Here is a 12,661-nt window from a genome sequence, read left to right on the forward strand (position 1 = left end):
AAATACATCAGTACAATCTGATGCGTCATTATGGCAAATGCGTGTAGGTGTTCGTTACACTTTCTAATCGCATTAGCGTAAAAAACGACTAATTAAAGCCCATCTTTTGATGGGCTTTTTTTTACCAACCAGCTTAATTAAATGATCTATTTATCCCCTCAAAATGATTAAGTATTATTGCGGATTGATTTTATAAGGCCTCTTTAAGCTCTTTTAGTAAATTTAGCAATTGGACTTGTTGCTGCTTACTAAATTTTTCAGCTAATTGCCCTTCCCAGTTTTGTGCATCACGTGCTATGAGCTTGTAAATTGCATTGCCCGGCTCATTTAACATAACCTGCGTTACTCGCTTATCTTGCTGATTTAGTTGTGCTTCTACATACCCTCTTTGCAGCAATGATTTTATAGCTCGCGAAACCGTTGACTTATCCATATTGGCCTGTGTACATAAATCTTTTGCATTGCTTTTGCCATATTGTGCTAAGTTTGCCAACACCCGCCATTGAGGGATGGTTAAGTTGTATTTTTGCTTATAAACACGCGCAAAATCATCGCTTATGAGATTTGCCATTTGGTTCAACTGATAGGGCAAAAACTGCTCTAGATCTATTTCCATTATTACTTTCTCATCGCATTTACACACTGTGAAAACTGTGCATTTTTATTTACAGGCTAAAACATGCGCCCATTTGAAATTACTCTCACTTGAGAGTACTTTAAACTAATTAGGGCCTGTTGACCTTTCAGGATTGAAATTTGTTCAATCTAGGGGCCATTTAATCGCGGCGCGAGGTTTGTAACCTAGTGGGCTAAGTAAAAACCGAGCAACAAAGAGTAAATGGCCCCTAGGCAGAACCCTTCGGGCAGCGCCTGTTTGGCATTTATGCTACGTTATTGCTATTTATGGGGAACAACCACACTGCATAGGCTCTGCCTTGCCTAATTCCCGAACAGACTGCTGCAAATTCAACCTCGAAAGATAAACAGGCCCTAGAAAGATAAAACAATGTCACTCTCACAGGATCTAAATATGGCCAGCGAAATAAACTACATGAGCGGTTTTGGTAATGAGTTTGAAACCGAAGCGCTACCCGGCGCACTGCCTGTTGGGCAATTTACCCCACAAAAGGTGAAGTACAATTTATACACCGAGCAATTTAGCAGCACGGCCTTTACGGCACCGCGAGCCGCTAATCGTCGCACGTGGCTGTACCGCCTTCGTCCATCGGTGGTACAAGGTGAATACACCGCTATAGATAACGCACTAATAAGAACAGCGCCTATAACTGAAGCAATTACGCCCCCTACAATGATGCGCTGGAGCCCTATTGATATTCCTTCAAAGCCCACTGATTTTATTGATGGCTTAATTACAATGGCTGCAAATGGCAGTGCCAATGGGCAAACCGGTATTGGTATTCATGTTTATGTTGCTAACAGTTCTATGCAAGGGCGTTATTTTTGTAATGCCGATGGTGAGCTGTTGGTTGTGCCTCAGCATGGTGAACTGTTATTACACACTGAATGCGGAAAGCTCACAGTAAAGCCGGGGGAAATTGCCGTCATTCCTCGCGGGATTAAATTCTCGGTTGATTTAATTGATGAAACCGCACGTGGCTACATTTGTGAAAACTATGGTCATGCATTTGAACTTGCCGAGCGCGGCCCCGTCGGTGCAAATGGCTACGCCAACGACAGAGACTTTAAATACCCTGTTGCTGCATTTGAAGATAAAGAAGGTAGCTTTGAATTAGTCACTAAATTTAACGGTCATTTATTTAGTTGCCCTATTACACACTCGCCTTTAGATGTAGTTGCTTGGACCGGTAACAGTGCACCTTACAAATACGACTTAGCGCGTTTTAATGTTATTAATACCGTGAGTTTTGACCACCCAGATCCTTCTATATTTACTGTACTTACCTCCCCTTCAGCCACTGAAGGCATGGCAAATGTAGATTTTGTAATTTTTCCACCGCGCTGGATGGTGGCAGAGAATACATTTAGACCTCCTTACTATCATCGCAATATTATGAGTGAGTTTATGGGCTTAATAGAAGGGGTTTACGATGCAAAAGAGCACGGGTTTGTACCAGGAGGCGCTAGTTTGCATAATTGTATGTCACCACATGGGCCTGAAGCCGAGGTATTCGAAAAAGCATCTAACGCTGAGCTGGCACCGCAAAAATACGAGAACACGTTGGCCTTTATGTTTGAGTCTCGTTACATAATATCCCCCACTAAATATGCTCTTGAAGGAAAAGAGCGCCAAACTAATTACACTCAGTGCTGGCGAAGTATCACAAAACATTTTACAGGCGAGGAATAATAACAATGAAACTATACAGCTACTTTCGCTCATCTGCCGCATACCGTGTACGCATAGCGCTTAATTTAAAAGGTATTGAGCATGATATGCAATTCGTTAATTTACTTAAATCTGAACAGCTAGCGCAGCCTTACTTAGATAAAAATGTGCAAGGTTTACTTCCTGCTCTTGAAACGAACGAAGGCGTATTAGCGCAATCACTGGCTATTTTAGAGTGGTTAGATGAAAGCTATCCGCAAACGCCGTTAATTTATGGCACTACATGGCAAAAAGCGCAAATTCGTAATATTAGCTATGCAGTGGCATGTGATATTCATCCAGTAAATAATTTACGAGTGCTGAAGTATTTAAGTAACGAATTGGGTGTAGACGAGCAAGCTAAAGCCGCCTGGTATAGGCATTGGGTAGAGCTTGGGTTTGAAAAAATTGAAATGATGCTAAGTGAAAACAATGAGTTTTGCGTAGGCAATACACCCACTCTCGCTGATATATGTTTAGTGCCACAGGTATTTAATGCGTTGCGTTTTAATGTAGATATGGCTGCGTATCCAAAAATTGCAGCCATTTATGCACGTTGTAATGCATTACCCGCTTTTAGTGACGCCGCGCCGCAAAATCAGCGCGATGCAGTTTAACTTTTTAATGCGCAGTGAATAACACTCACGTGCTCTATTAAATCAAGGCCCAGTTCGGTTAAATAGCCGCCATCTGGGCTGTCTATCACGCCTTTATCAAACAACCTTTGTGCCGCGCTTAATAAATTTGGTTCAGCATCCGAATGTAACTTAATCCCTTGCATTTTGCTCTCACGTGGAAATTTAGCTAATAACGTAAATTCATCTATCATTGTTTGATTAAATTGCATGTGTTCACCTTTTTATAATTGTGTGTTTAAGTCAGTGTTGTTTAACGCTATTACTTACCCTAGCATGTTTTTTAATCGTGTGTACTATTTTTAAACTATCAAAATTCGAGGTCGCTCATGCGCCATATTATGGTTTTATTTATTTTTTTAATTGCGTTCACTTTAGCCCCTAGCAGTTATGCAAAAACAGTCAAAACGCATTCTATTATTGACGCTAATAAGATTATTAATAATGGTGATATTTGTTGGTACGACAACAAACGTTATAGTGAAGGCGCGCTGGTGCAAGTACATTCTTTTACCTTAGTATGCGCTGCTAATAACCCGCAGCATAATAACAGTGAGCTAATTTGGCTAAAATTAGATAAAAAAGGCAATATTGTTTATCCCACAAAGCCTAAAACCATTACGGTCAATTAGCGCTAAAAGAGGATTTACGCTACAATGCGCACAGTTTAAATAAGTAGTATGGCTATGGATAATCAACCAAAAAATCCTCTTCATGGGGTAACGTTAGAACAAATTTTAGTAGAGCTTGAGCAGCGCTTAGGATTTAAAGCCATGGGCGAGCAAGTAAACATTAAATGTTTTACCGACTCACCGAGTATTAAATCAAGCTTAAAATTTTTACGTAAAACCCCTTGGGCACGCGATAAAGTTGAAGCTCTCTACTTACATACGTTAAGTAACAAACCGCTGCGTAAACCCAAAAGCGCTCAGCGCCCTAAGCCTGCCAGCCAAAGCGATAGCAGTGGTTTTGTTTGGCCAAGCATTAAAAAGTAATACACAAAAATGCACGTTAAATACGTGCATTTTGTATTTTATAACTCCTTACTAATTACATTTAACGAGGCAGGGTCAACTGTAATAGTAAGCGTATCCGCTGTTTTTATTTCACCATCCAGTACATACTTAATTTCTTCGTCTGCGGTTATCGTTACTTTTTTAGCGTTGGTATGATGCGAGCTAATTGCTAAATGCGTTTGTGTAATACTACTAAACATAAGTTCAGCAATGCTTAACACGCGAGTGGTGTTTTCATCACTAGGTAGCAGCCAATTAATGTCTAATAGGCCATCTTCGTGATCGGGCTGACCACCTCCTTGGGCTAATAACGTAGTAAATGGCGCAGCATTAGCCACAATAAAGCTATTTGTATTTACCTCCTGCATTTGATTATCATCAAGGGTGACATAAAGGGTTTGCGCTTTTTGCTCACTAAATGCCTGAAAAAAACCACTTAAATAGGCAAGCTGACCCGATTCGTTTTTTGAGTCTCTATCTGCTTTTTCTACCATTGATTGCTCATAACCAATCCCAGCTAACAACAGCATAAGCTCGTCATTACAATAGGCCGTATCAATTGTTTGGGTTTGCCCATCAATAATAAGATCGCAGGCCTGCTCAACAGGAATGATTTTAGAGCTAATCCCCATAAGCACATGCGCTAATGCATTGGCTGTGCCCATTGGGATAATACCCAGCTTGCACTGAGTGTTTACCAACACATTTGCTACTTCTGTCACGGTTCCATCGCCGCCACAGGCAATTATTATATCTGGCTTATCTCTAATGGCTTGTTTAGCAAGCTCAATACCGTCTATATCTTTGGTGGTGGTTAATACTTCTAAATCATAATACGCCGACAACCTAGCCACTATTAAATGCTCTTTGTCTTGCCACATTTTGGTACCCGACACAGGGTTTGCAATAATAACGGCTTTGTTTTTAATAACTAGCTCACCCTTTTTATGTCGCTTTGCTAAATGACGAAGCTGATGCTTATTAAGATTTGCGGTTTCGCGGGTTTCTTTTATTTGCGCGAGCACTTGGTGAACATCGGCGTTTTTATCTTGGCTCAGTAAATACGCTGCCATAACAAATACCGAACGCCCTCTACCCAGTGCACAGTGAACTACCACGCGGCGGTCTTCTTTAATATGATGATGTATCCAGTTAATGGCTTGGTTTAATTGCGAATGGTTAGGCACACTATGATCAAGCACCGGAATATTTAAATAGCTAATATTTTCTTGTGTAGAGCTCCATTCTAAGCCATCAAACTCACACGTTACATCTAATATTGCCGTTATGCCGTTTTCTTTTAACGTATCAATATCAGAGGGGAACAATCGGCATGCTAAAAATAAATGGTCGTTAATTTTTTGAATGGGAGGGACTTTATCGTGCTTGCGAGAATACGCATTGTAAATTTGAACACCCAGTAAAAAAGGCACAAATGCCCAGCGGATATAAAATGGGATGACACCATTTTCACGCTTTCTAAAAATTTTCGCCAAATTAAAAATGTAAGCACCACTGACAAGAATTAACGACAATGCACTCCAGTAAAATACCACTGCAAAATATACCGAGTTAACCTCCCACCCTATAAATATAAAAATTAACGCTAAAATTAAATAACTCGTTGCAGCCCACATATTTTCTCCTTTATTTTTACTGTTTTGGCACATTTTTTTACAGCTGTGTATAAGTGTAGTAGCAATTTACACGCCAACAAAAGTTGTTTTTTAGGAACAAAAACAACACTAAGTAACTGATATAAAATAAATAAAAGTAGCTAGCTTTAGCTGTATTCGCATATTAGGCGCTTTTTACACAGTAATCGGTCATTTTTTCTCACTACTCAAAGGTAACTGTTTATATTTAAAACTTGTTTCAATGTGTACAGCAGCTAATATAAATGTCAGCTTAAAAGTTTTTGCATCCAATCACTCTTTTCACACGTTTATTGAGAGTGTGTTTATCTTTATTGGTTAAATTTATAACAGCCTGTTTAATCTCTATTTCAAAGCGATTAAGTTGCGCTTAAATAAAACAATTGTTAATTCATAAAGCTCAACACACCTCGGTAATAATAAAAACAACAGGAACCTTATGGAAAACGACAATTTACTTCCCCTTTTGTGTAAAACAGCACAGGGTAACAAAGCCGCGTTTGCTGATTTGTATCAGCAAACAAGCGCAAAGCTTTTTGCGATTAGTTTAAATATGCTTTCAAACCGCGCGCACGCAGAAGAAGTACTGCAAGAGGCATTTATAAAAATTTGGCATAACGCGTCAGAGTACAACTCATCTAAAGGCACAGTTATTAGCTGGATGATAAGCATTGTGAGATACCGCAGCTTAGATGCATTGCGTTATCACAAGGTAAGAAAAGAGCAGGCAATGGGTGATGATGAATACGATGAACAAGCAGTCGATGTTAGTTACGACGAACAAACCAAACTTGTTAATTGTATTGAGCAACTTGACCCCCAACAAAAACAAGCCATTCATTTAGCCTATTACAAAGGGTTAAGCCATGGTGAGTTAGTCAATCACATAGAAACGCCCTTAGGCACAGTTAAAAGCTGGATCAGGCGTGGTTTGCAGCAGTTGCAGAGGTGTTTAACATTATGAATTATAATAAACCAGAATTACTTGATGCTTTAGCAGGGCAGTATGTATTAGGTACTTTAAAAGGCCTGGCACGAAAACGTTTTCAACGTTTAATGCTCAGCTTACCGCAAGCCCGAGAAGCCACTATAATGTGGGAGCAAAATTTAAATGATTTAGCCAGTGCAATTACGCCTCAAACACCCAGCGCGCAAGTGTGGCAGAATATTTTAAATACATTAGAACACACCAATCAGCCCGTTAAAACGGTGATCAAACCAGCTACATCGCTGTGGCGCAATTGGTCATTTATAGCTACAGCTGCCTGTATTATCTTAGCATTTTTGGTTATTCAGCCCACAACTCAGCCCCAATACAGCCAACAAATTGCTTTAGTACAAAATCAAGATAAGCAATCACTGTGGTTTATTAACGTAGATGAGCAAACATTATCGGCTAAAGCCAGTGATAAACTTGTTGCGCAAACCGATAAAGACTACGAGCTGTGGATGATTTTAAAAGGGCAAGACACGCCAATTTCGTTGGGTCTACTGCCTAAAAACGGTGAAAAACAGTTACTCAAAGGCACGCGCTTTAAGGCACAAGACATTGCCCTACTCGCTGTTAGCTTAGAGCCTTTAGGTGGCTCGCCAAACGGCCTACCAACACAAGTACTGTACACGACAGATTTAGTTATTTTATAACTAAATAAACGCGACTGGTTGGTCAAACTTTGTTTGGCCAACCTTTTTATTTACCTTGGGTAACCATTAATATTTGATTAAACTAAAGTAGACTTAATCGCAGTGCGATGCTTATCATATTGTGTGCTCAATACCTGCTGCGTTATTTTAATTGCATACACCCCCTGTAATAAGTATAAAACCAAACCGCTTCAGCCTCTTTATCACTCTCCTATCACTTCCTTATCTAAATGCAAAACAGCCTGCTGAAAATTTAATCTTGAACGTTAAACACCCCTTTATTAACAATAATAAAAAATATTTAACTTTTTTGCATCCATTGTGCTTTTTGCTTCGTTATTAGTTATGACTCCAATCAAAACTAAAGGAAAAAGTCATGAAAGCTTTAACTCCATCTATACTCGCAGTAGTAGTATGCAGTACCTTAGTAAGCACCTCTAGCGAGGCATCAAGTCATCGTGAAGCGCCGAACATTAGCCGCTTTCCAACCTTAGACTCTACCGACTTTTACGTATTTAATAGTTATGAAGCAGGCAGAGACGACTACGTTACATTTATTGCCAACTATATTCCTCTACAAGATGCCTACGGCGGCCCTAACTACTTTGCTATGGATCCAGATGCAACCTACAGTATTCATATTGATAACGACGGTGATGCAGTTGAGGATATTACCTTTGCTTTTAATTTTACCAGTATGCTGCCAAACGATAATCAAGGCGTGCAATTAACCGTTGGCCCAGAAGATAATCAGCGTACTGTATCTGTACCTCTTAAAAACGTTGGTGGTGTAGCAGCTGGTGATGATAGCGCCGCTAATTTTAGCGAGTCATACACACTCAGCATGATAAGCGGTCCACAACGCACAGGTACCAGTACAACATTAAGTAATACCACCACCAGTTCAACCACGTTTAATAAACCGCTTGATTATATTGGTGACAAAACATTTGGTTCAATGGCTGATTACCAAACCTATGCAGATCAGTTTGTTTATCAAGTTTCGGTACCAGGCTGTGACAGTATGGCCAAAGTATTTGTTGGTCAGCGCAAAGACCCATTTGTCGTCAACTTAGGTAAAACATTCGATTTAGTAAATTACGTTCCCGTTGAAGGTGATAGTGCGCCAGGTGCTGGGGATGGCGGTGGTTTCCCTGGGGGGATTACACAAAGCAGTGAGAATGACGACCTCGTAGATAAAAACGTCACCTCAATTGCAGTTGAAATGCCTAAAAGCTGTATTGTAGGTGAAGGCAACGGCGTAATTGGTTCATGGACAACAGCAAGCCTACCTCAAGCACGCATTTTAAACCCTAACGCTAAATTTGCAGATAACTCGGTAAATGGCGGTGCATTAACGCAGGTTTCACGCTTAGGTAATCCATTAGTTAATGAGCTAGTTATTGGTATTAAAGACAAAGATACCTTCTCAACGGCTCATCCTAAAGACGATGCACAGTTTTTAGATTACGTTTCGCACCCGTCTTTACCAGAGCTGTTAAATATTTTATTTAAAGATGCAGTAAATACCACACTTGGTGCTAATTTAGAAACTCTTGCTCCAACTAACTTTCCACGTACTGATTTAATCACCGCATTTTTAACTGGTTTTGCAGGGGTAAACCAACAAGCCACCGTAACGCCATCAGAAATGCTACGTTTAAATACTGCAATTGCAGCCACAGCACAAACTGATCAGTCTGCATTTGGTGTAGCCGGTGATGATTTAGCAGGTTTTCCAAACGGGCGCCGTCCAGGTGACGATGTCGTTGATATTGCACTTCGCGTGGTAATGGGGCGTTTATGTCATCCTATTCCTGTAAATGGTGAAGACACCGACTTAGGTCTATGTACACCAGAGGATGCTGATGTAGGTACAGTGCCATTCACTGATGGTGCTCCAGTTGATGCAAGCATGATGGATGCCACTTTCCCATACTTAGCCACCCCACTTGCAGGCTCTAAATAAGGAGTAACGTATGCGTAATTTAAACCTTACCCATAGCAGTATATTGTTATGCGCTTTGGCACTAGGCGCGTGTAGCAGTGATGATGATAACAAACAACCCACACCGGTTGTAAATTCTGCGCCCAGTGCTAGTGATGCAATGCTAACCACACAAACAGAAGTTGAAATTAACGACATGTTAGTGGCAACCGATGCTGATGGCGATACATTAACATACACATTAACTTCGCAGCCGACATTAGGTAACGCTGTAGTAAATAGCGATGGCAGCTTTACCTATACCCCAAACAAAGAAGCAACCGGTAGCGACAGCTTTATGTTTGGTGTATCAGACGGTGTTAACCAGCAAGTGACTGCAGCGGTAAATATAACCATTGAAGCACTGCAAGTGGACTTTGCACAATTTGCAAGCGACGCATTTAATCAAAGCCCCACTGCGCAACCGCTATCTACCAACGGACGTGTCTTTATCAATACAGACACAGACGTAAGCGGTATTTCATCGGGCGCTTCTGGTAACTAACTCAGTAAGTAAATTAAGCTGATGGCCATGGATGGCTTTTTTAAGAGGATAAAACAATGCGCAGTCATTATAAAAAAATGCTCTTTGTTTTTTGCACTGCACTGTGTGTAAATAACGTGCTTGCAAAACCAATTACCCCAAAAGATAACGCAATTATTGCCTCAAGCAATGCAACATTAAGTGCTAATTTAACCCTGGAGCAACTCACTGCGCTGGTGCTAAATAGCCAATACATAGGCCAAACAGAGCGCTATCAAGGTGTATTAAAAAAACGCTTAAAAAATCTATATACCGCTTCTGCGACTGCACAAAGCGGTTATTTATATGCACGGGTACTTCAAAAGGAGCATGCGTTTTCGCGTGCCATAGACGTTGCTAATAACGTATTAAAAACCCAGCCAGATCATGTAAACACCCATTTATTACTCGCTAATATGTTGATGACACAAGGCAAATTTGAACAAGCTAAGCGCCATTGCGTGGCATTAATTGGTAACACCAGCCTATTAACGGCCAGCACGTGTGTGCTGGATGTACAAAGCCAACGGGGCAAACTGAGTGAAAGTTATCACGCGTTAGTTAAGCTTACGCAAAACAAAAACAGCAGCTTAGCGACAAAACATGTGCTCAGCGAAATGGCGTTTAGACTCAATAAATTCCCCCGTGCGCAGCAGCATATAAATAATATTGATTTAAACACAGCCCCGGTGAGCCTTATTGTGCTGTGGGCCGATATTCAACTGCAGCAAAACAACCCTGAAAAAGTGCTTAATACACTCGGTAAACTTGCCAATAGCCACTCATCGCTTGAAGACGCTATTTTGCTCAAGTTAGCCATAGCTGAAAAACGCAGTAATAAGCACACTAATACGGTGTGGCAACCGCTCATGCAACAGCGCGTAAAATTACGTGAACAACGCCAAGATACCTTTCATGCCAACGACTTAGCTAACTACTATATTCATGTACAAGCAAACCAAGCCAAGGCACAATACTGGGCAAATATAAATTGGCAGCAAGCAAAAATGAGTACAGATAAACATTTACTAAGCCAAGCAAATACGATGGTTAGGGATTCTTTATGAGTAAAATAAACGCGTTATTTGTTTTATTTATAGTTGCACTATTTGCCAACTTTAGCGTGCAAGCACATCAGTTGAGCACAAGCTACATTTCACTGGATAATACCAACAACGAAAAGCAATACACAGGCACCTGGCAAATAAATATTAGCGATTTAGAACAGCACATTGCGCTTGATGTTAACCAAGACACACAAATAAGCTGGGGCGAATTAAAATCACAAAAGTCGGCTATTAATCGCTATGCCAAAAATACTCTATCGGTTTTACAAAATGAGCAAACTTGCCCATTAACAATCACCGATAACTACCAATTAGATAATCATTTTAATGAAGCATATTTAGTGTTACCGCTAGTTTTTAGCTGTAACACTGATGCAGATGTAACGTTAACGTACCGCGCTTTTTTTAACCAAGACGCAAACCACAAAGTTATTGTAAATGTAAATCAGGTTTCGCGGGTTTTCACTATAGATGAGCAACAGCACACTTTTACCACTGGGCAATCGAGTTATTTAACGACTTTTAACCAATATGTTTATCAAGGCGTGTTACATATTTGGATTGGTATTGACCATATTTTATTTTTAATTGCACTACTTTTAACCTGCGTTTTAACACGCAATGATAGTCACTGGCAGGCAATAGCAAGTAAAAAGCACATTATTAAGCACACTGCGTGGATTGTGACTGCGTTTACCCTTGCGCATTCACTTACCCTTACTGCTACGGCTCTTAATCTTGTTTCGCCAAGTAGCCGCTGGGTAGAGCTAGGTATTGCAATCTCGGTATTATTTGCGGCTTTAAACAATGTATGGCCGGTTATATTACGCCTTGGCTGGCTTACTTTTGCGTTTGGTTTGTTACATGGAATGGGCTTTGCCAGTGTACTGGGTGAGCTTGGGCTCTCGAGCGATTATCAATTGCTCAGCATTTTAGCGTTTAACTTAGGTGTAGAGCTTGGGCAGCTGAGTATCCTGTGTATTGCACTGCCGGTGTTACTAACCATGCGCAATAAACCTATTTACATAAAATGGGTGATGCCAATTGGCTCCCTTGCTATCGCTGCAATGGCACTATTGTGGTGCGCAGAGCGTATTTAGCATTAAAAAAGCGAGTCTTTTGACTCGCTTTTTAGTTTTCTATTACTTGGTTTTATCAAACGGCATTAGCAAGGTTTTCATCGCAGGCCTAAGCGCGATTAACACCGTTTCTTCGGTGAGCTCAGGGTAGAGCATCTTACGAAGCAGTAACCCCGCCATCATCGAAAAAATAACGTTAATGCGGCTTTCAAGTTCGTGTTCATCAGTGTCTTTAAGTGCACTACGTTCACTGGTGAGTAGTTGGCGCATGCGCCCCCGTGCTTGAATATCCATATCTCGTAAAAGCGAGGCCACTTTACTATTGCGACCCGCTTCCGCCATCATGTCTAAATCAACCACACAGGCACCGGTATCCATATGCCTTTGTACACCAATGTTTAAGCCATCTATAAGCGCTTGCAGAACATCACCCGGGTGATCTTCAAACTCCTGAAAGATAGAAAACATTTCTTCCATGTCTTTAGCAATAATACTTTCAATTATTGCCTCTTTGCTTTCAAAGTAGTTATATATATGCCCAGCGCTCATGCCTGCAGTACGGGATATTTCGGCCATGCCTGCGCCATGATATCCCTTGCGTTTAAAACACTCTGAGGCAGCACTAAGCACCTGCTCTCGCCTAGCTTGTGCTAATGCTGGGTCTATATGCCTTTTAGCTTTCGTGCTCATAACCCTACTCCGGTATTA

Annotated in this window: 14 protein-coding genes; 10 read left to right on the top strand and 4 right to left on the bottom strand. The window is 40.8% G+C overall.

Annotated features, from left to right (window positions below; genetic code table 11):
- Positions 1 to 190: 190 nt before the first annotated feature.
- On the bottom strand, positions 191 to 616 hold the full coding sequence (locus tag SJY38_RS16790) for a MarR family winged helix-turn-helix transcriptional regulator (RefSeq protein ID WP_377110331.1): 426 nt from the start codon (positions 614 to 616) through the stop codon (positions 191 to 193).
- 414 nt (positions 617 to 1,030) lie between these two features.
- On the opposite strand from SJY38_RS16790, the gene hmgA reads away from it, so the two are divergent.
- Together hmgA and maiA are read left to right on the top strand one after the other, a co-directional pair.
- On the top strand, positions 1,031 to 2,329 hold the full coding sequence (gene hmgA / locus SJY38_RS16795; protein ID WP_377110697.1) for a homogentisate 1,2-dioxygenase: 1,299 nt from the start codon (positions 1,031 to 1,033) through the stop codon (positions 2,327 to 2,329).
- Between the two features lie 5 nt (positions 2,330 to 2,334).
- Positions 2,335 to 2,964 (top strand): maleylacetoacetate isomerase, encoded by a 630-nt coding sequence (maiA, locus tag SJY38_RS16800; protein ID WP_377110332.1) that lies wholly within the window; start codon positions 2,335 to 2,337, stop codon positions 2,962 to 2,964.
- Here the strand turns inward: maiA and SJY38_RS16805 are convergent.
- Positions 2,961 to 3,194: a TIGR02647 family protein gene (locus tag SJY38_RS16805; protein WP_004588741.1), complete on the bottom strand. Its 234-nt coding sequence runs from the start codon at positions 3,192 to 3,194 to the stop codon at positions 2,961 to 2,963. The two genes, maiA and SJY38_RS16805, sit on opposite strands and share 4 nt — an antisense overlap.
- A gap of 117 nt (positions 3,195 to 3,311) precedes the next feature.
- Here SJY38_RS16805 and SJY38_RS16810 point away from each other — a divergent pair, with 117 nt between their 5' ends.
- Both SJY38_RS16810 and SJY38_RS16815 read left to right on the top strand, forming a co-directional pair.
- Complete coding sequence (locus SJY38_RS16810; RefSeq protein WP_377110333.1) at positions 3,312 to 3,614, top strand: DUF1496 domain-containing protein; 303 nt, start codon at positions 3,312 to 3,314, stop codon at positions 3,612 to 3,614.
- Between the two features lie 54 nt (positions 3,615 to 3,668).
- Positions 3,669 to 3,977 (top strand): VF530 family DNA-binding protein, encoded by a 309-nt coding sequence (locus tag SJY38_RS16815; RefSeq protein WP_004588743.1) that lies wholly within the window; start codon positions 3,669 to 3,671, stop codon positions 3,975 to 3,977.
- 38 nt (positions 3,978 to 4,015) lie between these two features.
- Here SJY38_RS16815 and SJY38_RS16820 read toward each other — a convergent pair whose 3' ends face one another.
- Positions 4,016 to 5,635 carry a diacylglycerol kinase family protein gene (locus tag SJY38_RS16820; protein ID WP_377110334.1) on the bottom strand — a complete coding sequence of 540 codons (1,620 nt, stop codon included), beginning with the start codon at positions 5,633 to 5,635 and terminating at the stop codon, positions 4,016 to 4,018.
- A gap of 457 nt (positions 5,636 to 6,092) precedes the next feature.
- On the opposite strand from SJY38_RS16820, the gene SJY38_RS16825 reads away from it, so the two are divergent.
- The 6 genes from SJY38_RS16825 (at position 6,093) to SJY38_RS16850 (ending at position 11,974) form a co-directional block, all read left to right on the top strand.
- Entirely contained in the window at positions 6,093 to 6,617 is a 525-nt protein-coding gene (locus SJY38_RS16825; RefSeq protein WP_024031922.1) for a sigma-70 family RNA polymerase sigma factor, read from the top strand.
- On the top strand, positions 6,614 to 7,297 hold the full coding sequence (locus tag SJY38_RS16830; RefSeq protein WP_377110335.1) for an anti-sigma factor domain-containing protein: 684 nt from the start codon (positions 6,614 to 6,616) through the stop codon (positions 7,295 to 7,297). The genes SJY38_RS16825 and SJY38_RS16830 overlap by 4 nt, the downstream gene beginning before the upstream one ends.
- Before the next feature lie 376 nt (positions 7,298 to 7,673).
- A complete protein-coding gene (locus SJY38_RS16835) occupies positions 7,674 to 9,266 on the top strand; it encodes a DUF4331 domain-containing protein (protein ID WP_377110336.1) in 1,593 nt (530 codons plus the stop codon).
- Between the two features lie 10 nt (positions 9,267 to 9,276).
- A complete protein-coding gene (locus SJY38_RS16840) occupies positions 9,277 to 9,789 on the top strand; it encodes an Ig-like domain-containing protein (protein ID WP_126009051.1) in 513 nt (170 codons plus the stop codon).
- A 56-nt stretch (positions 9,790 to 9,845) separates the two neighbouring features.
- Positions 9,846 to 10,874, top strand: coding sequence for a hypothetical protein (locus SJY38_RS16845; protein ID WP_377110337.1), 1,029 nt, complete (start codon positions 9,846 to 9,848; stop codon positions 10,872 to 10,874).
- Positions 10,871 to 11,974, top strand: coding sequence for a HupE/UreJ family protein (locus SJY38_RS16850; protein ID WP_377110338.1), 1,104 nt, complete (start codon positions 10,871 to 10,873; stop codon positions 11,972 to 11,974). Before SJY38_RS16845 ends, SJY38_RS16850 begins: the two co-directional genes overlap by 4 nt.
- 42 nt (positions 11,975 to 12,016) lie before the next feature.
- Here SJY38_RS16850 and SJY38_RS16855 read toward each other — a convergent pair whose 3' ends face one another.
- The gene (locus SJY38_RS16855) at positions 12,017 to 12,643 is read right to left on the bottom strand and encodes a TetR/AcrR family transcriptional regulator (RefSeq protein ID WP_024031928.1); all 627 of its coding nucleotides are present in this window, start codon (positions 12,641 to 12,643) and stop codon (positions 12,017 to 12,019) included.
- Positions 12,644 to 12,661 lie beyond the last annotated feature (18 nt).

It is taken from the genome of Pseudoalteromonas sp. R86517 (assembly GCF_042466295.1).
Lineage (GTDB): Bacteria > Pseudomonadota > Gammaproteobacteria > Enterobacterales > Alteromonadaceae > Pseudoalteromonas > Pseudoalteromonas atlantica.